Here is a 20017-nt window from a genome sequence, read left to right as displayed (position 1 = left end):
CTCTAATGACGCCATCGACCCCGGCGATCAAGGGAACGCAATGACGTTGGTCATCTTCCGCGACGAGACCGCGACCGGCAGGACCCTCGGGGAGTTCACGCTCCCCGACCTGCCCGACAGCATCACGGCCCGCGAGCTCGTCCGGCTGCGCGTCCGCGAGGAGGTGGCGCGGCACAACGCGGCCCCGTCACCCCACTTCCGCGGCCTGGTCAAGCCCACCGACGCGGAGGCCGACCTCAACGGCTACCGGATGAGGTCCGCCCGCCCGCTCGACTGGGAGAAGCAGGCGGACGCGGCCGAGGCCGCCTTCGCCCGCAACGGATTCATCCTGCTGATCGGCGACCGGCAGATCGACGACCTCGACGAGAAGATCGCGCTCCTCGGCGACCCGGTGGTGTCCTTCATCAAGCTCGTCCCGCTGGTCGGCGGCTGACGTGCGGATCATCGACGAGCTGCCGGAGTCGCAGCGCGGCTGGCTGGACTTCCTGGACGAGGCGGCCCACGACGTCTTCGACCGGCTGGACGCCGTCTTCGACCCCCTCCGGCCCACCGTGTGGCAGCCGACGCTCGCGGCGACCCCGTTCGGGCGGGTGTCGAGGGGGTTCGGCGAGGCCGAGTGGCGGGCCATGGGCCTGTGGGCGCAGCTGCGGATGCACCTCCTCTGGCAGTCGCACGAGCACGCCTTCGTGCTGACCCCGGTGCCCGCCGCGGTGGCGCGGCGCCGGCTCCGCTGGACACCGGAGGAGATCGAGCTGCTGTGGCGCCTCACCGTCACCCCGCCGGGCGAGCGCCAGCGGCACGAGGACTTCTTCACGCTGCCCGTCGCCGTGGCCGAGGAGCTGCCGATCGCCGAGCGCGAGCCGTACGCGCACTGGTTCCGGCAAGCCAGGGCGGACCTGGGGCTGCAACGGTGGTGGCAGGTGACGGACAAGATCGTCTTACGGCTGGAGCGCCTGGTGGCCGAGCACGCCGAGACACCGGCCGAACGCGCTCGGGCGCTCGTCCCGGAGCTGGACGGCTTCGCCACGCTGCTCCGCGACGACTTCGCCGACCGGCTGGGGGCTTCCGAGGTGGTGGCGCTGCTGCGTCACTGGACGACGGCCACCAAGCCGAGGCCCGACGAGGCCTGGCTCGCCACCGCCGCCGCGCTCGTCACGCCGGAGGCGGTCACGCTGGTGCGCGATGTGCTGGCCCGCATCCCCGGCCATCGGGAGGACGTCGACCGGTCTTACCCCAGCAGGCCTATCGTCACCTACTTCCACGAACGCACCGCCGTGCTCGTCCGCGGCATGGTGTGGACCTGCGAGCAGGTCGACGAGCCCTGGGTGACGGGGCTGCTCGGCGACGTGGCGGTGGCGACCGGCACCGGTGTCGGCGGATCCGGCCCCAACGCGCGCAACGAGCGCACCACCAACGCCGCCATCGGCGTGCTGGCCAGACGCGGCGGCCTGGAGGTGGTGGCCCAGCTGGCCCGGGTCCAGGCCAAGGTCCGAAGGAAGAGCATCCTCACACTCGTCCGCAAGACCCTGGACGGGGTCGCGGAGCGCACCGGTCTGTCACCCGAGCAGCTGCTGGAGCGCACGGTCCCGGCCCACGGTCTCGGCCCCGACGGCACCCGCACCGAGCATGGCCTGCGGCTCTCCGTTGACGGCACGATCAGCTACGTCGACGACGCGGGCAAGGTTCGCAAGGCCGTCCCCAAGGCGGTGCGGGCGGCGCACGGCGAGCTGCTGGCCGAGCTCAAGGCCGCCGCCAAGGAGCTGAAGAAGACGCTGCCCGCCGAGCGTCACCGGGTCGAGCGGGCCCTGGCCACCGGGCGCGTGCTGCCCTGGAGCGATGTCCGCGCCTTCTATCTCGACCATCCCGTCACCGGGACGCACGCCAGGGCGCTGATCTGGGAGGTCGTCCAGGGACAGGCGGGGCTGCCCGTCAGGACCGCCGAAGGCTGGGAGCTGGCCGATCCGCGCGGGCGCCGCGTCAGTCCCGGACCGGAGACCCCCGTCAGGCTGTGGCACCCGATCTTCGCCACCCCGGACGAGGTGCGCGTCTGGCGTGACCACCTCATGGACACCGGCCTGCGCCAGCCGTTCAAGCAGGCCTACCGCGAGGTCTACCTGCTCACGCCTGCCGAAGAGCGGACCGGCGACCACTCGCTGCGCTTCGCCGCCCACATCCTGAAGTACGGCCAGGCCAAGGCCCTGCTGGCCGGCCGTGGCTGGACCGGCATGTCGCTCGGCTGGTGGGACGGGGCGGGCGGATCGAACCAGTGCCAGACCGTCAAGGAACTCCCCGGCGGCCTGACCGCCGACTGGGACTTCCACCTGGACTGGCACACGGCCGAGCGCGACGGCTACAGCAACTCCCACTGCGTCAGCGGCGCCCTCCGCTTCCTCGCCGACGGCCGTCCCGTTCCGCTCGCCACGGTGCCGCCCCTGGTGCTCTCGGAGACGCTGCGCGACGCCGACCTGGCCGTCGGGGTGACCTCGACCGGCCTCGACCCGCAGGGGGAGGGCGACTACTGGCACTCCTACAGCTTCGGCGGCCTGACCGAGACGGCCGAGATCCGGCGCGACGCGCTCACCCGGCTGCTCCCCAGGCTCGCCATCGCCGACCGGGCCGAGCTGATCGACCGCTTCCTGCGTGTGCGCGGTGACCTGCGCACCTACAAGATCCATCTGGGCTCGGGCAACATCCTCATGGAGCCCAACGACGCCTACCTGTGCGTCGTCCCCGGCGGCGAGGGGCCCGGCCGGGTCTTCCTGCCCTTCGAGCAGGACGGCGGGATGCTGTCGATCATCCTGTCCAAGGCCTTCCTCCTGGCGGCCGACACCGCCATCACCGACGTGTCCATCACCCGCCAGCTCACCGGCTGACGGCTCCGGCGGGTTAGCCCGCTCGTCTCAGCGGCAGAAACGGTATATGTACATATCGGGGGTGCAGACCGTCCTGCCGGAGCACCGCTATGGGCAGGAAGAGATCACCGAGGCGTTCGCCCAGCTCACCGCGGCCGACGGGGAGCTGTTGCGACGCTTTCACCTCGCCACGGGGGTGACCGGCCGCAATCTCGCGCTGCCGCTCGACGACTACGCCAAGCTCGACTCCTTCGACCGGGCCAACGAGGCGTACGTCGAGGTCGCGCTCGACCTGGGGGAGCGGGCGATCGCCGGTGCGCTGGAGAAGGCGGGGTCGCCGCCGGAGAAGGTCGATCTCCTGGTGTTCTGTTCGACCACCGGCCTGGCCACCCCGTCGCTCGACGCCCGCCTGGCACAGCGCGTGGGGCTGCGGACGGACGTCAAGCGGGTCCCGGTGTTCGGGCTGGGCTGCGCCGCCGGGGCCGCTGGGCTGTCCCGCCTGCACGACTACCTGCGCGGCTGGCCCGGCCACACGGCGCTGCTCGTCTGTGTGGAGCTGTGCTCGCTGACCGTGCAGCGCGACGACGTCTCGGTCGCCAACCTGATCGCCAGCGGCCTGTTCGGCGACGGCGCGGCGGCCGTCGTGGCGACCGGCCACGGCCAGGGGCGTGAGGTGGTCGCGACCCGGAGCAAGCTCTACCCGGACACCGAGCACCTCATGGGCTGGGACGTGGGCGGGCACGGCTTCCGCATCATGCTCGACGCCGGGCTGCCCGAGTTCGTCGACCGGGTGCTGGCCGGCGACATCAGGTCCTTCCTGGCCGACTACGGCCTGACCGCCGCCCAGGTGGGCACCTGGATCTGCCATCCCGGCGGGCCCAAGGTGATCAACCGGATAGCGGAGGTCCTGGAGCTGCCCGCCGAGGCGCTGGAGGTGACCTGGCAGTCGCTGCGCGAGCACGGCAACCTGTCGTCGGTGTCGGTGCTGCACGTCCTGCAGCAGACGCGCGGGCGCGCGGAGCAGCCCGCCCTGCTGCTAGCCCTGGGGCCGGGCTTCTCCACCGAGCTGCTCCTGCTGCACTGGTGACCGCCCGGCTACGGCTTGGACACCGGGATCTTCTCCAGGCCCTCCGGCTGCTTGCCCGGGTACGTCCCGGTCAGCAGGGTGCTGACCGTGTAGAGGTGCCAGGCGAGCCCCGGCTTCTTGGTCACCGGCTCGGCGAACAGGGCGCGTACCTCGTCCGGGTTCACGATCGGGGTGAGGACGTCGAGCCGGCCGAGCACCTGCTCACGCAGGACGTCCGTCAGCGCGGGCCCCGGGCTGGTGCGCCAGCTCCAGCCGCCGCCGGTCTTGGCCGTCGGCATGTGCTCGGCTGGGACCTGGGTCCGCGTCCACCACTTGCGCTGGGCCGCCAGCCCTTCGGCGAACCGCCACGGCTTCCCCTCGATGGGCACATCCCGCAGCTCAGGGGCGAATCGCAGAATTAGCGTATAAATCACTTCTTCTGATAGGCGCCAGCCCTGGTCCAGACTGAGCGCGGCCCGTACCACCCGGTTGTCCAGGAACGGCCGGACCGGGTCCCCCCGGCGCAGCGACCCCGCGCGGGCGCTGGCCTGCCAGCGCCCGACCTTGTACCAGATGTAGATGTGATCCAGGGCTTCCAGCCGGTTCGTCCGTGCCTGCCAGGGCTTGGCGAGCTCGCGGGCGTGCTCGTTCGCCTCGGCGGTGAACAGCTTCTCGTCCTTGTAGAACGTGTTGTTGACGCGCCGCAGCAGCGCCTTGTCGCTCAGGTCGGTCTGCAGGAGGTTGAGGCTGCCCGCCCTGAGCGTCTCGCCGCTCTGCCCGGACATGGTCGGCTTGCCGGTGTAGGGCAGGTAGCCCACGATCGACTCGTACGCCGACGTCATGCCCTCACAGGTACGCAGCGTCTCCCAGGCCCGGCTCAGCGGGTGCTCCACCAGCACGGCGTCCTGCTGGGCGGTCTGCGGCGGCGCGATCACCGTGTGCTCGACCTTGAGCAGGGCCGCGATCCGGCGGGCCAGGATCACGTCGGGGTGGGTGTCGAGCCCGTTCGTCGTCACCCGGAACGGCACCCGCGCCGCGTGCAGCAGTGCGGCCAGGATGCGGGTGTCGCGCCCGCCGGTCAGCGCGAGGTTAACCGGCTCACCGGCGTCGCGCAGCGGCGCGACGGTGGCGAGCAGCGCGTCGGCGAGGTCCGTGATCGCCGCCCGCTTGCGCCGCGCGGACTCGGGCGCGGGCGCCGCCTCCGGCAGCGGCGTCTCGGTGATCGTCCGGCGCCCGTCCCGCACGTCCAGCCGCGAGCTCGGCCGCAGTGCCGCCACGTCCTTGTACGGAGTCTCGTCCGACAGGAAGAAGCCCTGCCGGATCATCGTCTGCAGGGCGAGCACGTCATGCTCGATCCGGTCGTCCAGCCGGGCGGCCAGGTGCACCAGCAGGGCCCGGCTGCCCACGATGTGCAGCTCCGGCGTCTCGGTGTAGAAGACGGGGCAGACCCGGTTGATCGCGGTGGCGGCGGTCAGCTCGCCGTCGCGCGCCACCCAGGCGGAGAAGCAGCCGCCCACGTCGCCGCTGGAGGGATCGTCCAGCAGCCGGGTGGCCTCGCCCGGATCGGCCAGGTGGCCGTTGAGCCCGAGGACGCGGCCGCCGTGGTCGGCGATCAGCGGCGGCTGCCGGGAGTCGTCAGGCTCGTTGCTCCACCCGAACAGCGACACCCCCCTGCCATGCCATTCCTGCCCCCGGATCACGTCCGGAGGCACCGGGAACGCGGTCTCGGCAACGGATCGGACCCGGTCCAGAACATGGGTGGGAACGTCGTGGCCCTTGGCGGCCAGTCCCAGATAGACACGCACGAGGTCCATGCCTACCGGATATGACCGGTTCACCACAATCGATCACGCGTGGATAGCGGTTTGCGCTCGCTTACGTCACCGGCCCGGCCACCTGGGGGCGGGGAGCCGTCATACGGCCTGGAGGTGCATTGCGATGAAATTTCGTCCCATAGTGGCGAGTGTCGGGGTTGCGGCGCTGTTGGCGCTCGCCGCGTGCGGCGGCGGGCCTGGAGGCAACGCCACCGCTCCGGACCGCGCTCCCGAACGCGCATCCGGCAACGATCGGCCCCGCACCACCCCATCGGCGAGCCAGGCCCCAGATGATGAACAGGACACGACCCGCGCGCAGATCTCCACCTTCGCCCTCGACGTGGACACCGCCTCCTACGCCTACGCCCGCCGTACGCTTGAGGAGGGCCGCTGGCCCGAGCCGGGCCAGATCCGGCCGGAGGAGTTCGTCAACTCGTTCCGGCAGGACTATGCAGAGCCGCCCGGCGACGGCTTCGCCGTCCACGTCGACGGCGCCCGATCGGGCACCCGCGACGAGGCCGTCCTGCGGGTCGGCCTCCAGACGCGCGCCACGGCCGCCGAGGCGCGCCGCCCCGCCAACCTCACCTTCGTGGTCGACGTCTCCGGCTCGATGGCCGAGCCAGGCAGGCTCGACCTGGTCAAGCAGGCCCTGCACACCCTGCTCGACCAGCTCGCCCCCGGTGACCAGGTGTCCATCGTGGCCTTCAGCGACACCGCCGAGGCGCTGGCCTCGATGACGCCGCTCACCGCCAGGGCGGACCTGCACGCCGCCGTCGACCGGCTCGTCGTCGCGGGCGGCACCAACCTGGAGAGCGGCATGCTGCTCGGCTACGAGCACGCGGCAGAGGCCTTCCGCCCCGCCGCCACGAACAAGGTCATCCTGCTCTCCGACGGCCTGGCCAACCAGGGCAACACCGCCTGGCAGACCATCCTGGACCGGGTGAAGGAACACGCGGGCAAGCAGGTCACGCTGCTGACCGTCGGCGTCGGCAGGGAGTACGGCGACGAGCTCATGGAGCAGCTGGCCGACAACGGCGACGGCTCCGCCGTGTACGTCTCCACGCCGGAGGAGGCGGAGAAGACGTTCACCACGCAGCTCCCGGCCAACATCGAGCTGCGGGCACGGGACGCCAAGGCTCAGGTCGTGTTCAACCCGTCGGTCGTGGCGAGCCACCGGCTCCTCGGCTACGAGAACCGGGCGCTCGCCACCGAGGAGTTCCGCGACGACTCCCGCGACGGCGGCGAGGTCGGTCCCGGCCACTCCGTGACGGCCCTGTACTCCGTACGCCTCAAGCCGGGGGCGACGGGACAGCTCGCCACGGCGACCGTGCGGTGGCAGCACCCCGACACCAGGGTGGCCGCCGAGACGAGTGACTCCGTCGACGTGGACGCGCTGTCCGAGGAGCTGTGGAAGGACGCGCCCGTGCGGCTGCGGGTGGACGTGCTGGCGGCGGCCTTCGCGCTGTACATGCGCGATCGGGAGGCGTTCGGGATGGACCTCGACGCACTGGGGGAGCAGGGGAGGCGGCTGGCGAGCGAGGCGGAGGACCCGATGGTGACCGAACTGGTCACCCTCATCGACCAGGCCCGCGAGGCGGCCTGACCCTTTCCCCGGCTGGCTGATACGGCACGCCACCTGCCCCGGCGCCCCCTGGCCCGTATCCCAGGGGTGCGCCGGGCGGGCGGTGGCCGCCGGAAATGGCGTACTTGGGGGCCGGGGAAGTCCGATACACTGGGGAACACAGCACTGCACGGGGCTATGGCGCAGTTGGTAGCGCGCCTCCATGGCATGGAGGAGGTCTGGGGTTCGAATCCCCATAGCTCCACCCCTTGAGAGCCGTTATTGAACTGACCAAATCCCGTCCGATCGGACGGGATTTCGTCGTTTCCGGCCGATACGGCGCCATCGCGGCGGCGGCCGATTCGCGCCGTTCGACCTAGGATCGGGTCATGCCCTTGACCGCGAACGACGTCGACCGGTTCGAGGCCTCCCGACCACGTCTGGAGGCCATCGCCTACCGCCTCCTGGGCTCCGCCGGGGAGGCCGAGGACGTCGTGCAGGAGACGTTCCTGCGCTGGCAGCACGCCGACGTCGACCGCATCGAGGTCGTCGAGGCCTGGCTGACGAAGGTCCTCACCAACCTGTGCCTCAACCAGCTCACCTCCGCGCGGGCGCGCCGTGAGACGTATGTGGGCCAATGGCTGCCCGAGCCGCTGCTCGCCGGTGACCCGCTGCTCGGCCCGGCCGAAACCGCCGAACAGCGCGAATCGGTCTCGTACGCGGTCCTCACCCTCATGGAGCGCCTCTCTCCCAACGAACGGGCGGTGTACGTGCTCCGGGAGGCCTTCGACTGCCCGCACCGGGAGATCGCCGAGATCCTCGACATCACCGAGGCCGCCAGCCAGCAGATCTTCCACCGCGCCAAGAAGCACGTCGCGGACGGCAAGGCCCGCATCGAGGTCGACGAGGCCGCCGCCCGGCGAATCGTCGAGGAGTTCCTGGCCGCAGCCGCCGGCGGCCAGATCGAGCCGCTCGTGCGCCTGCTCACCGAGGACGCCATCTCGGTCGGCGACGGCGGCGGGAAGGTCCCGGCCCACCCCAAGGTGTTCGAGGGCGCCGTCGCGGTCGCGAAGTTCCTGCGGGGGCTGCTCAAACCCGGCGCGGCCAAGCGCGCCATCGCCGGCGGCGCGGCCGGGGTCTACGCCTGGTCCGCCAACGGCGACCCCGCCGTCGTGGCCGTCGTGGACGGCCGGGTCATCGGCGTCCTGTGCCTGGAGGTCACCGCCGACGGCATCACCGCGTTCCGCAACCAGGTCAATCCTGACAAGCTCGAACGCGCGACCGCGCGCTGGGCGGCAGCGGACCACGGGGAGCCCCTGCTCACCGTCTTCTGAGCCGTGTGAGGTGCTTCACACCGCGTTCCTGTCAGGAATCGGCGGGCCGCCCGGTTCAAGTGGCGAACCCGAACCAGACAGGAGCAAGGACATGCAGCACCGCATCGTCGTCCTCGGAGCCGGCTACACCGGAGCCATCGCCGCCGGCCGCCTCGCCAAGCGGCTGCACCGGGAGGACGTCACCATCACCCTCGTCAACGCCGAGCCCGACTTCGTCGAACGCGTCCGCATGCACCAGCTGGCGACCGGCCAAGACCTCAAGCCCCGGCCGTTCAGCGAGATGTTCGCGGGCACCGGCGTCCACCTGAGACTCGCGAAGGTCACGGGCGTCGACGTCGACCGCAAGACCGTCACCGTCACCGACGCGAACTCGATCGCGCCCGAGTCCGGCGCGGGTTTCATCGCGCCCGAGTCCGGCGCCGGAGAGCTCCCCTACGACACGCTCATCTACGCCCTCGGCAGTGGCTGGAACGCCCAAGGTGTCCCCGGGACCGCCGAGCACGCCTACGAGATCGCCGGTCGCCCCGGAGCGCTCCGGTTGCGCGAGCGCCTGGCCCGTCTCGGCGGCGGGCAGAGCGTGGTCGTCGTCGGCGGCGGTCTCACCGGCGTGGAGGCCGCGACCGAGCTCGCCGAGGCCCGCCCGGACCTCGACGTCGCCCTCGCCGCCGCCGGCGGCCTCGGCGACTGGCTCTCGCCCAAGGGCCGCGACCACCTGCGCAAGGTCCTCGGCAAGCTCGGGATCACCGTGTACGAGCACGCCCAGGTCACCGCCGTCGAAGCCGACCACGTCACCACCGCCGACGGCAAGATCATCCCGGCCGCCGTCACCGTGTGGACCGCCGGCTTCGCGGTCCACCCGATCGCGGAAGCGACCGCCCTGGAGGTCACCGGCACCGGCCAGATCGTGGTCGACGGGACCATGCGCTCGGTCTCGCACCCGGACGTGTACGCCATCGGCGACGCGGCCATGGTGATGGGCCCCGGGAACAAGCCGCTGCGGATGTCGTGCGCCTCGGGAACGCCGACCGCATGGCAGGCCGCCGACGCGATCGCGGCGCGCCTGACCGGCGGGAAGCTCCCGAACGCACCGATCCGCTACTTCAACCAGTGCATCTCACTGGGCCGCAAGGAGGGCTTGATCCAGTACGTCACCGCCGACGACCGCGCGGTGAAGGCGGTCCTGACGGGCCGGGTCGCCGCCGTCTACAAGGAGCTGGTCTGCAAGGGCGCCGCCTGGGGCGTCGCCAACCCGATGCTCGGGCTGCCGACCCGCCGCCGCCGCGTCACGGGGCGGCGGGCCACGACGGGCTCGGCCGTCAAGGAGCCGGCGTAGCGCGGCAGGCGGCGCGTCTGGCCGCCCATCAGGCCGTCTCCGCCCGGCTGTCGATGCTGAGCGACCGTCGGATCGCCGGCCTCATGGCCGCGACCACGACGCACGGCGCCGGCATCGGCGGCAGGTCGGCGGAGCTGGACGTCGACGGGAGGCGGGTCTTCGTCAAGCGGATCCCGCTGACGGACCTCGAAACCCACCTCCGCTCGACGGCCAACGTCTTCGACCTGCCCACCTTCTACCAGTACGGTCTCGGCTCGGCCGGTTTCGGCGCCTGGCGCGAGCTGGCGGCCCACACCATGACCACCGACTGGGTTCTCTCAGGCACGTTCGAGAGCTTCCCCCTGATGTACCACTGGCGGGTCATCCCCGACTCCCCGCCGGTGGGGTTCGCCGACGAGTTCGGCGGCATCGACGGCGCCGTCAGACACTGGGAGGGCTCGGCAGCCGTGCGCGAGCGCCTGAAGGCCATCGGCCGATCCACGCTCAGCCTGGTCCTCTTCCTGGAGCACATCCCCCACAGACTGAGCGCCTGGCTGGCCGAAGGCCGGGACCTCACACGGCACACGTGGGCCGAGCGGCAGCTCGCCCGAGGGGCCGCCTTCATGAGCTCGCAGGGCCTGGTCCACTTCGACGCCCATTTCCACAACGTCCTGACCGACGGCCGGCTGCTCTACTTCGCCGACTTCGGGCTCGCGCTCTCGTCCCGGTTCGCCCTTTCGCCGGCCGAGACCGCCTTCCTCACCGATCACCTCACCTACGACCGTCACTACGTCGCCGCCCACCTCCTCCGCCACCACCTGCCCGGCCTCGGCGACAACGACGCCCAGCACGAGTCGTTCCTGCGCCGCCGGCTCGCGGGCGACACCCAGCCCGTCCCGCCCGCCCTCGCCGCGATCCTCGACCGGCACGCCGGACCCGCCGTGATCCTGCACGCCTTCCACCGCCGGCTCACGACCGACACCAAACGAACCCCGTACCCCGTCGATGAACTCCGCCGAGTCGCGGCGGACGTCTCACCGGCCGGTCCGTGAAGCCTGCTGGGCGGCTTGGACACAGGCGGTGCAAGCTCGCGCGGCGGTAGGTGAGAAGGAAAGAGACCAACCGCAGATGGGCAGCGGATAGACCTCTTCTCCGCACAGGCTGTTCTCGGTGTCGGCTCGCACCGCATGCCGTACGGCTTCGCGGCCGGTGCCCGACAGCCCGAGGCGGTAATCATCGCCAGGAAGCCTCGACTCACTCATTCGTATCTCTCTCCCGACGCTCCGACCGACAAGGGATCACCGATGACCTCCAGGCGCGGAGTTTGTTTTCGGAGATCTGCGTAGCGGAAGGCGATCCGCCGAGCGGCCCGTGACGGTTCGATAGCCAGATGGCGGGCGTAAAGCACTCGCCTGCGCGGCTCATCCCAGCCCGCACGCCACCAGTAGCACTCGCCGTCGCACCAGACCACCAGCCCGACCCAGACCGAAACCAGGGCGAGATCGTATCCAGCGTGGGTGTCGGCTTGTATACCGTGCTCGGTCCGGAGGGCCTCGGCCAGAAGAACTGCGGACAGCTCAGCTTGCGTTTTCTTGCCGTTCTCGGGCACGGCGATAATCTGGTCCTGCATCGTTGACGCCCCAAGCTCTCGATGCTTTAGACCTCCGTCTGCGGGTGGTGTTGCAGCACCGTTCGTCCCATAGGCGGGGGTCTACTCTTCCCCTACTTTAGGGGGGCTAAAGTTGAGGGTAGGGCTCTGGCTGCACCCCCGCAATAGGGGGACTAAAGTGTGCTGAATGTCGGTTGCCGAGGAGGCTAGGCCCGGATGGACTTGAAGACGCTGAGAGAGGTCGCGCAGGTCGGCGATCCTGTGGAACGAGCCCGTCTCCTCAGCCGACTCATGACCGAGGAGCAGGGGTTGGTGGCCGAGGCGGCCAAGATGCGGCGGCAGGCGATCGCCGAGGCGCGGGAGAACGGCATGAGCCTGGAGGAGATCGCCGGGCGGTTGGGGGTCTCGCCCGGTCGCATCTCGCAGATGCGGAAAGGGCCAGCGGCTCGCGCGCCGGAAGGCCCTGCCTCGCCGGCCCCTCGCGTGCTGGTGTACCGGGCGCTGCCGACCGAGCCTGCCGTACGGGGGTCGAAGTCTCTGTTCTTGGCGGAGGCGGAGCGGCAGGGGCTCAGAGCCGGTCGGCGGATGCTCTACGTCGGATTGGAGCCTGCTGGAGATCATGTAGCGTCTTGCCTGCGGGTTGAGCCCGGTGCGGAGATCGTGGCCCGGCGCAAGATGATGACCGCGAACGACGTACCGGTGCGCATCGCGACGAGCTACTTCCGCGCGGACCTGTTCGGCGACACCAGGCTGGCCGAGCCGGAGTTCGTACAGCCGTCCCTTCAGTCCGCGTTGACCGCCCTGGGCTATTCGTTCGGCCACGCGGAGGAGCATCTGACCGCCCGGCCGCCGACGGCCTTCGAGCGCGAGACGCTGGAGCTTGAGGCCGGCGAGTGGATCGTTCAGGTGCTCCGAGCGAGCTACTCCGCCGAAGGCACGCCCGTTCACGCTCTGGAGACGATCTGTGCCGCCAACCGGCACATCTTCTCCATCGGTCAGGTCTCCGGGCACGACGAATTCTGAGGTCACAGCGGCAGTGGCTGACCGCGACGCCGCGCCAGGAAGAACAGTGACCAGGCCAGGACGCTGAGGACGGCGCAGGCGACCAGGGCCGCGCGATAGCCCAGGGCCTGGGCGACGGCCCCGGCGGCGATGCCCGACACGAGTGACCCGGCGGTCGCGGTGTTGGCGAACAGGGTGGTGCTCCGGCCCGCCGCGCCGGGCAGTTGATCCTGGAAATAGGTGATGCCCAGCGCCCCGACCACGGCGATGGCCACACCCCGGGCGAGCTGGACCAGCACCAGGGCGACGACGCCGGTGGCGGCCGCCACGAGCACGAAATACAGCACGAAGAGCCCCGGCGAGCCGAATCACGCGATCCTTGCGGACACCGGGCGGCAGCAGCATCAGGCTGAGCGCGGCCGGGATCTCGGCCAGCGCGCAGACGCTGAATATGAGCCCCACCTCGCCGGCCGGACGGCCCAGGTCCTCGGTGACGTAAAGGGGCAGGGCGACCGAGCCGGAGAACATCGCGGTTGGAACAGCGTGACGGCGATGATCGCCGGCACCAGCGGCCGCATGTGCTCTGACCGGGCCGTTCGCACCTCCCTGTCAGGGCCGAGGGACGCCGGGGGCGGTGCCTTGACCTTCAGGACGGCCACGATGACCAGCCCGAAGCCGAGCCCGGTGGCCAGGAGCAGCCCGGTGAACCCCGGAGAGAAGCGCGCCTCCCGCCAGCGGGCCGACCGCCCACGCGAGCGACCACGCCGACCGCAGGACCGGTATGCCACCGCCGGTCGCGCCCGCACCGCCGTCGGCGTGGCTCCGGCTCAGTGCGAAGAGCTGCGGGAACGCGGCGCTGCCCGCGCCGAGGAACAGCGCGCCGATGAGGAGCATCAGCGGGTAGGCGTGGTCGCCGTCAGGGAGAGGAACAGCCCGATCTCGACGGCCGACAGACGCATGCGCTGCGCGCCGTACAGCACGAGGTACGGGCCGATCATGGACTCGGTGGCGCCCAGCAGCAGCACGCCGGGCAGCGGGCGCCGATCCTTGGACCAGAACGCTGGGGAACGTGACATCTTCGCCGACTTCCCCCGGGCACGAGATATGTGGAGGCGGCTCGCGCGCCGGAGGGGCCCGCCTCGCTGCCCTCAGCTCGTCTTTCATAAGTACAGTTATGAGAGCTGTACTTATGAAAGTTCGAGGGGCGCGCCTGGCGCTTGGGCGTGTTCAGCGGGCGCGGGCCACGCCTGCCAGGATGCCCGCGCGTACCAGGTCGACCGACTCGGGGGGTGTCCGCGCGTCCCAGTCGGCGACCGGGACGACGCCCGGCGGGAGCAGGTCCATGCCGGAGAAGAAGCCGGAGATCTGGGCCAGGCCGCGCCGCGCGAGGCCGCCGGGGGCCGTTTTCCCGTAGATCCGCTGGCTCGCCTCGGCGACGTCGTCGGCGGCGTTGCCCTCGTAGATGTGGGACAGCACCAGGTGGCCGCCCGGGACCAGCCGGTCGCGGACGGTCGCGGTGATCCGGGCGGCGTCCGCGTCGTCGACGACGAAGTGCAGCACGGCGACCATGAGCACGGCGAACGGCCGGGTGAGGTCGAGGTGCCCGGTCACCTGGGGGTCGTCGAAGATCGCGTCCGGGTTCATGACGTCGCCCTGCACCGTGATGACGTCGGGGTCGCCGCCCAGCAGCGCCCGTGCGTGGATGAGCACGATCGGGTCGTTGTCCACGTACACCACCCGCGCGTCGGGGACGTGCCGCCTGGCCACCTGGTGGACGTTGTCCTGCGTCGGCAGGCCGGCGCCGAGGTCGATGAACTGGTGGACGCCGGCCTTGGCCAGCATCGTGACGGCCCGGCCGAGGAAGGCGCGGTTGGCACGGGCGATCTGGCGGGTGTCGTTGCCCATCTGGCGGCCGATTTCGATCATCTTCTCGGCGGCCTCGCGGTCGGAGGCGAAGTTGTCCTTCCCGCCGAGGTAGTAGTCGTACATGCGGGCGACGCTCGGCACGCGAGCGTCGATCCCGGCGGGCACTTCGTCGAAGCCACCCACGCGACCACCCCTCTCGTTGTGGATCTACAAAAGGGATCTTACGGGCGGCGGAACGTGTGGCGGAAGGCTACCGTCCACGCCCATCGCCTACCGAACCGGGGCATAAGCACGCATCTGTTCGGTCAGTCGCTCGAGTTCGGCCGCCGCCGCGGGCGAGGTGTCGTTGAGCCCGCTGTGTGCGACCGTCGGGCTGCGCAAGAAGCGCCGTAGCAGGGCCACGAGCAGCCCTTCCGGCAGGGTCCGCAACGCGTTGAACCCGCGGGGGACCGGCGGCATGGGCATGGCGGCCAAGTTCTGCCGCATGAGGCGGACCATGCCGCGTACCGCGTCCGGATCGCCGGCCAGCGCCAGCGGGCCGCCCGCCGCGTTCGCCGCCTGCCCGAGCGGCACCTCGAACGCGGCGTGCGTCTTGAGCCAGGCATCCATCCGCGGCTCGGCCTTGGCCTTGAGCCCGGCGGTGCCGAACGCCCGCAGGATCCGTTCCAGTCTCGGGGTGGTACGGCCGTCGGGTTCGCCGATCGTCATCGGGACCCGGCGGGTCAAGAAGCCGGCCGGGCGGTAGCGGACCACGTCGCCGTCCATCGTGCCGCCGGTCGCGCCGAAGCCGAGCAGCACCCGCTCGTGGCCGATCACCTCGCCCAGCGGCTGTGCGCCGGCCGCCCAGTTGAGCAGGAACAGCACGTCGCCGTCGACACCAGCGAGTGACTCCAGCACCGCGTCCACCTGATGGGTACGGACGAAGACGGTGATCAGGTCGTACTCGCCGGCCGGGTGCTCGACCACCGGCACCGGCACCCGCCTGACAGCCGGGCTGTCTCCCTCGGCGAGTTGCACGCCGTGCCGGCGCAGGGCGGTCAGGCGCTCGCCCCGGGCCAGGAGCGAGACGTCGTTCCCGGCGGCCTCATGCAGGTGGGCGGCGTACAGGCTACCGAGCACTCCGGCGCCGTAAACGAGCAGTTTCATGGCAACCCTCTTCCGCATATTCAATCATACGTTCGTTTTTGATCATACGCACGTATATTAGGCGCATGGCAACCCCCGATACCCGCACCCAGCTCCTCGACGCGGCCGAGCGCCTCTTCGCCGAGCGTGGTTTCCGCGGCACTTCGGTGCGCGCGATCACCGACCTGGCCGGCGCGAACCTGGCCGCTGTCGGGTATCACTTCGGCTCGAAGGCCGAGTTGCTGGCCGCGGTCGCCCGCCGCGTGATCGAGCCCATCAACGCCGCGCAGTGCGCCGGGCTGGACCGGCTGCTCGCCCGGACCCCGGACCCGACGGTCGCCGACCTGGTGGAGGTGTTCGCGGGGCCGCTGTTCGACGAGATGCCGGCCGGCGACGAGGGCGGCGCCCGGACGTCCCGGCTGATCGTGACGATCCTCAGCGACCCGGCCGAGGAGGCGCGCACCTGGACCGGCCCGGCCGAGGACGCGGTCCGCGACCGCTTCCTGGCCGCCTTCGGGCGCGCCCTGCCCGACCTTTCCCCAGAGGAACTGTGGTTCCGGATGCGGGGCATCCTCGCTGTGACGGCCGTGGACCGCGTCCAGGTCTACCAGCGCCCCCCGGACAGCCTGTCCCCGGTGGCGGGCGAGGCGGCCCGGCGCTGGGCGATCACGTATCTGACGGCGGCGATGAGCGCGCCACCGACCGGGACCTGACGACTCGCGACGTCGGGCCGGGTGAGCAGACCCGCCGGCTCCATGATCTGGATGCTGGATCGCGGGGTTGCCAGCTGTCTGCACTCTAACGTACGTTTGATTTAATCGAACGTTTGAATTGGGCGAGTACATGGGAGACGTTCCGCATGACTTCCGAACCCCTGCAGATCGCACGGAGCTGTCCTTACGCTCCGCCGGCCCAGCACGTCGAGATGCGCGACAACGGCGGCATCGCCCGGGTGCGACTGCCCAACGGCCAGGAGGCCTGGGCGCTGAGCCGCATGGATCACCTCCGGGCCATGATGACGGACCCACGATTCAGCTCCGACCGTGACCACCCGCATTACCCTTCGTTTCGCGCCGGTGCCGTTCCCTCCTCCACCGGCGGCTCGCGCAAGATACTCATCAACATGGATCCTCCGGAGCACGGCCCCGCCCGGCGTGCGATCACCGGCGAGTTCACCGTCCGGCGCGTAGCCGAGCTCCGGCCGCGCATCCAGGAGATCGTCGACGAGCTGATCGATGCGATGCTGGCCGGTCCGCAGCCGGTCGACCTGGTGCGGGCGTTCTCCTTGCCGGTGCCCTCGCTGGTCATCTGCCAGATGCTCGGGGTGCCGTACGCCGACCATGACTTCTTCCAGGCCCACACGGCGACCCTCGTCAACCGCGATACGCCGCCCGACGAGCTGCAAGAGACGATGAAGGCGCTGTGGGTCTACCTGGCCGAGCTGGTCCACGGCAAGATCCGCGAGCCGGGCGACGACGTGCTGAGCCGGCAGCTCGCCGACGGCGCCGATCCGGAAGACGTGGTCGCGCTGGCGCTCCTGCTGCTGGTCGCGGGCCACGAGACCACGGCGAACATGATCTCGCTGGGCGTGCTGGCCCTGCTCGAACGGCCGGAGCAACTGGCCGCGCTGCTCGCCGACCCGTCGCGTACCCCGATGGCGGTCGAGGAGTTACTGCGCTACTTCACCATCGCCGAGTACGGCAACTCGCGCGTGGCCATGGACGACGTGGAGCTTGCCGGGACGACGATCCGCGCCGGCGAGGCCGTCGTCTCGCTGAGCAACACGGCCGACCACGATCCGGAGATCTTTCCCGACGCGGACCGGCTGAAGCTCGACCGCGGCGCCCGCAACCACCTGGCCTTCGGATACGGCCGGCACCAGTGCCTCGGGCAGAACCTCGCCCGGCTGGAACTGGAGATCGTCTTCAGCACCCTCTTCCGGCGGGTGCCCTCTCTGCGGCTCGCCGTGCCGGCCGGGGAACTGCCGTTCAAGAACGACGCCGAGATCTACGGTGTCCACCGGCTTCCGGTGACGTGGGACGCCTGACCGCGAAACCCGGCCATGAACTCCCGGCGATCGCGGGATCGCCGGCATCCAGGGAGGTTCAATGAGAATTCTGCTCGATGAGGAGAAGTGCGTCGGGGCCGGGCAATGTGTGCTGACCATCGGCGAGGTGTTCGATCAGCGCGACGAGGACGGCATCGCCGTACTCCTCGACGAGCGGCCCGACGAGACGAAACGGGGCGAGGTCGAGACGGCCGCACAATTGTGCCCTGGGCAGGCCATCGAGGTCAGGACTGACTGACCGACGAGGCACCTGAGGGTGGCGGGTATCCCGGCGGTGGTCTGACGGCCGCCGGGAGGCGGTCTCTCTCCGGCGGCGACTCCGCGCTCCGGGGCACCTGCCCCGGCTCCCAGGTCGAGCAGGGCGAAGCGGTCGAGCACGACGGCCGCGATCCGATGCGCCATGGCCGAATTCGTTCGCATGTTGGCCGATCGGCCACTCACACCCATATGTCCAGATAAAGCAAGATTGCTGGATGACCCTGAGCACCACCACCGAGCGTCCCCGGCTGCACAGAGCCTGGTTCGTCGCCGCCGTCGCGTTCGTGGCCATCCTGGGCGCCGCCGGCTTCCGGGCCACGCCCGGCGTGCTGATCACCCCGTTGCAGGACGAGTTCGGCTGGTCCAAGGGCACGATCTCCCTCGCCGTCTCGATCAACCTGGTGCTCTACGGCCTGACCGCGCCCTTCGCCGCCGCTCTGATGGACCGCTTCGGCATGCGCCGCGTGGTCTCCTTCGCGCTGCTGCTCGTCGCGGCGGGGAGCGGGCTCACGACCCTGATGACGGCGAGCTGGCAGCTCCAGTTGCTGTGGGGCGTGCTCGTCGGGCTCGGCACCGGGTCGATGGCCCTGGTGTTCGCCGCGACGGTGACCGATCGGTGGTTCGTCCGGCACCGGGGGCTCGTCATGGGCGTGCTGACGGCGGCCGGAGCCACTGGGCAGCTCATCTTCCTGCCCGTGCTCGCCCACCTCGCCCAGGGACCGGGCTGGCGGGTGGCCTCGCTGACCGTCGCCGGGGCGGCCCTGGCCGTGGTGCCCTTCGTCTGGTGGCTGCTGCGCGATCGTCCCGAGGACGTGGGCACCACCGCCCTGGGAGCGGATCCGGAGGCACCCCGTACCATCCCCGCCGCCACGAACGCGGCGGTGCGCGCGTTGTCCGTGCTGCGGTCGGCGGCGCGCACCCGTCCGTTCTGGTTTCTCGCCGGCGGCTTCGCGATCTGCGGAGCCAGTACGAACGGGCTGGTCAGCACCCACTTCATCCCGGCGGCGCACGACCACGGCATGGCCGAGCCGGCCGCCGCCGGGCTGCTCGCGGTCATCGGGATCTTCGACATCGTGGGCACGGTCGCCTCTGGCTGGCTCAGTGACAAGGTCGATCCCCGGATGCTGCTCGCCGTCTACTACGGGCTGCGCGGGCTGTCGCTGATGGTCCTGCCGAGCCTGTTCGCCGCCACCACCGAGCCCAGCATGCTGATCTTCATCGTGTTCTACGGCCTGGACTGGGTGGCGACCGTGCCGCCCACGGTGGCGCTGTGCCGCAGCATCTACGGCAGCGACGGGGCCGTGGTGTTCGGCTGGGTGTTCGGCTCCCACCAGGTGGGCGCGGCGATCGCCGCCGTCGCCGCCGGGGTCACCCGCGACCAGCTCGGCGTGTACGACCTCGCCTGGTACGGCGCCGGCCTGCTCTGCCTGGTCGCCACCGCCATGTCGCTGGCCATCAGGCATGCTGGGAAGCGATGAACGACTCAGAGCTGATGGTCCTGCCGCTGGTGGTCAGGATCGAGAGGGCCACCCCGCCCGAGCGCACCGACGCCATGGAAGCGGCCGCGACGGCCGTGCTCAGCCTGCTCGACGACCCCGGTGAATGGGTCGCGGAGCTGCACGGCTGGGAGGTCACCGGGAAGATCCGCAAGGTGGTGCGCCGGGCCAGGGGCGCCGAGTGGCGCAGGGCGGTCGCGCTGCCCGGCCGCACCATCGAGCACCGCACGGCCGAGGTGCGCGTGCACCCGCCCGTGCCGCTGGACGCCTGGCCGCGGGACCTGGCCCGGCTGCAGGTGTCCGGCACGGAGCTGACCGACACCGCCGAGCCGGGGCCCGCCACGCCGCCGATCCTGTGGGCCAACCCCGGCCTGTCGATGTCGGCGGGCAAGGCGATGGCCCAGGCCGGGCACGCCGCCCAGCTCGCCTGGTGGGCCAGCGACGCCGCCGAACGCGCCGCCTGGCGGGCGGCGGGGCTGGCGGTGTCCGTGCGCACGGCCGCCGGTGACGCCTTCGCGGAGAAGGTCGCGGCGGGGCTGCCGGTGGTGCGCGACGCCGGGTTCACCGAGCTCGAGCCGGGTTCGTGCACGTTCGTCGCCGAGGCCCCCTGGCTCTACGGGAGGGTCGCCCGATCCTGACCGCGATACCCCCGCA

At 70.9% G+C, this 20017-nt stretch carries 19 protein-coding genes, 1 tRNA gene and 1 pseudogene; 15 read left to right on the top strand and 6 right to left on the bottom strand.

The window, feature by feature from the left end:
- Window positions 1–40: 40 nt before the first annotated feature.
- The 4 genes and pseudogenes from ACIBQX_RS12585 to ACIBQX_RS12570 all read left to right on the top strand — a co-directional run bounded on the left by ACIBQX_RS12585 (window position 41) and on the right by ACIBQX_RS12570 (window position 3939).
- Complete coding sequence (locus tag ACIBQX_RS12585) at window positions 41–433, top strand: hypothetical protein (protein WP_397003589.1); 393 nt, start codon at window positions 41–43, stop codon at window positions 431–433.
- A gap of 1 nt (window position 434) precedes the next feature.
- A complete protein-coding gene (locus ACIBQX_RS12580; RefSeq protein WP_397003587.1) occupies window positions 435–2873 on the top strand; it encodes a DUF4132 domain-containing protein in 2439 nt (812 codons plus the stop codon).
- Between the two features lie 37 nt (window positions 2874–2910).
- Window positions 2911–3510: pseudogene (locus ACIBQX_RS12575) on the top strand (type III polyketide synthase); the annotation flags it as partial.
- The gene (locus tag ACIBQX_RS12570; protein ID WP_397003871.1) at window positions 3496–3939 is read left to right on the top strand and encodes a 3-oxoacyl-[acyl-carrier-protein] synthase III C-terminal domain-containing protein; all 444 of its coding nucleotides are present in this window, start codon (window positions 3496–3498) and stop codon (window positions 3937–3939) included. The pseudogene ACIBQX_RS12575 and the gene ACIBQX_RS12570, both read left to right, overlap by 15 nt.
- Window positions 3940–3947: 8 nt before the next feature.
- Here ACIBQX_RS12570 and ACIBQX_RS12565 read toward each other — a convergent pair whose 3' ends face one another.
- Entirely contained in the window at window positions 3948–5732 is a 1785-nt protein-coding gene (locus ACIBQX_RS12565) for an asparagine synthase-related protein (RefSeq protein WP_397003585.1), read from the bottom strand.
- A 124-nt stretch (window positions 5733–5856) separates the two neighbouring features.
- On the opposite strand from ACIBQX_RS12565, the gene ACIBQX_RS12560 reads away from it, so the two are divergent.
- The 5 genes from ACIBQX_RS12560 to ACIBQX_RS12540 all read left to right on the top strand — a co-directional run bounded on the left by ACIBQX_RS12560 (window position 5857) and on the right by ACIBQX_RS12540 (window position 10991).
- On the top strand, window positions 5857–7335 hold the full coding sequence (locus tag ACIBQX_RS12560) for a von Willebrand factor type A domain-containing protein (protein WP_397003584.1): 1479 nt from the start codon (window positions 5857–5859) through the stop codon (window positions 7333–7335).
- A 150-nt stretch (window positions 7336–7485) separates the two neighbouring features.
- Window positions 7486–7558: transfer RNA gene (locus ACIBQX_RS12555), tRNA-Ala, on the top strand.
- A gap of 124 nt (window positions 7559–7682) precedes the next feature.
- Window positions 7683–8627 (top strand): RNA polymerase sigma factor SigJ, encoded by a 945-nt coding sequence (gene sigJ, locus ACIBQX_RS12550; protein ID WP_397003582.1) that lies wholly within the window; start codon window positions 7683–7685, stop codon window positions 8625–8627.
- 91 nt (window positions 8628–8718) lie between these two features.
- The gene (locus ACIBQX_RS12545; protein ID WP_397003580.1) at window positions 8719–9960 is read left to right on the top strand and encodes an NAD(P)/FAD-dependent oxidoreductase; all 1242 of its coding nucleotides are present in this window, start codon (window positions 8719–8721) and stop codon (window positions 9958–9960) included.
- 83 nt (window positions 9961–10043) lie between these two features.
- Window positions 10044–10991, top strand: a complete 948-nt coding sequence (locus tag ACIBQX_RS12540; RefSeq protein WP_397003578.1) for a protein kinase family protein — start codon at window positions 10044–10046, stop codon at window positions 10989–10991.
- Window positions 10992–11197: 206 nt separating this feature from the next.
- Here ACIBQX_RS12540 and ACIBQX_RS12535 read toward each other — a convergent pair whose 3' ends face one another.
- The gene (locus ACIBQX_RS12535; protein WP_397003576.1) at window positions 11198–11569 is read right to left on the bottom strand and encodes a hypothetical protein; all 372 of its coding nucleotides are present in this window, start codon (window positions 11567–11569) and stop codon (window positions 11198–11200) included.
- Window positions 11570–11764: 195 nt separating this feature from the next.
- Between ACIBQX_RS12535 and ACIBQX_RS12530 the strand changes: the two genes are divergently transcribed.
- Complete coding sequence (locus ACIBQX_RS12530; RefSeq protein WP_397003574.1) at window positions 11765–12571, top strand: UTRA domain-containing protein; 807 nt, start codon at window positions 11765–11767, stop codon at window positions 12569–12571.
- Between the two features lie 2 nt (window positions 12572–12573).
- Here ACIBQX_RS12530 and ACIBQX_RS12525 read toward each other — a convergent pair whose 3' ends face one another.
- The 4 genes from ACIBQX_RS12525 to ACIBQX_RS12510 all read right to left on the bottom strand — a co-directional run bounded on the left by ACIBQX_RS12525 (window position 12574) and on the right by ACIBQX_RS12510 (window position 15562).
- Window positions 12574–12897, bottom strand: a complete 324-nt coding sequence (locus ACIBQX_RS12525) for a hypothetical protein (protein WP_397003572.1) — start codon at window positions 12895–12897, stop codon at window positions 12574–12576.
- A gap of 546 nt (window positions 12898–13443) precedes the next feature.
- The gene (locus ACIBQX_RS12520) at window positions 13444–13626 is read right to left on the bottom strand and encodes a hypothetical protein (protein ID WP_397003570.1); all 183 of its coding nucleotides are present in this window, start codon (window positions 13624–13626) and stop codon (window positions 13444–13446) included.
- Between the two features lie 151 nt (window positions 13627–13777).
- Complete coding sequence (locus tag ACIBQX_RS12515; protein WP_397003568.1) at window positions 13778–14599, bottom strand: SAM-dependent methyltransferase; 822 nt, start codon at window positions 14597–14599, stop codon at window positions 13778–13780.
- 87 nt (window positions 14600–14686) lie between these two features.
- Window positions 14687–15562: a ketopantoate reductase family protein gene (locus ACIBQX_RS12510; protein WP_397003566.1), complete on the bottom strand. Its 876-nt coding sequence runs from the start codon at window positions 15560–15562 to the stop codon at window positions 14687–14689.
- Window positions 15563–15627: 65 nt separating this feature from the next.
- Between ACIBQX_RS12510 and ACIBQX_RS12505 the strand changes: the two genes are divergently transcribed.
- From ACIBQX_RS12505 to ACIBQX_RS12485, 5 genes are all read left to right on the top strand, one after another.
- The gene (locus ACIBQX_RS12505; RefSeq protein WP_397003564.1) at window positions 15628–16254 is read left to right on the top strand and encodes a TetR/AcrR family transcriptional regulator; all 627 of its coding nucleotides are present in this window, start codon (window positions 15628–15630) and stop codon (window positions 16252–16254) included.
- Window positions 16255–16400: 146 nt separating this feature from the next.
- Window positions 16401–17588, top strand: coding sequence for a cytochrome P450 (locus tag ACIBQX_RS12500; protein ID WP_397003562.1), 1188 nt, complete (start codon window positions 16401–16403; stop codon window positions 17586–17588).
- Between the two features lie 61 nt (window positions 17589–17649).
- Window positions 17650–17847, top strand: a complete 198-nt coding sequence (locus tag ACIBQX_RS12495; RefSeq protein WP_397003560.1) for a ferredoxin — start codon at window positions 17650–17652, stop codon at window positions 17845–17847.
- A gap of 235 nt (window positions 17848–18082) precedes the next feature.
- Window positions 18083–19345, top strand: a complete 1263-nt coding sequence (locus tag ACIBQX_RS12490) for an MFS transporter (RefSeq protein ID WP_397003558.1) — start codon at window positions 18083–18085, stop codon at window positions 19343–19345.
- Window positions 19342–20001 carry a peptidyl-tRNA hydrolase gene (locus ACIBQX_RS12485; protein ID WP_397003556.1) on the top strand — a complete coding sequence of 220 codons (660 nt, stop codon included), beginning with the start codon at window positions 19342–19344 and terminating at the stop codon, window positions 19999–20001. The genes ACIBQX_RS12490 and ACIBQX_RS12485 overlap by 4 nt, the downstream gene beginning before the upstream one ends.
- Window positions 20002–20017 lie beyond the last annotated feature (16 nt).

The organism is Nonomuraea sp. NPDC049714 (assembly GCF_044465295.1).
Classification (GTDB): domain Bacteria; phylum Actinomycetota; class Actinomycetes; order Streptosporangiales; family Streptosporangiaceae; genus Nonomuraea.
Note: the sequence above shows the minus strand (reverse complement) of the source record. Positions and strands in the feature narration are given on the sequence as shown.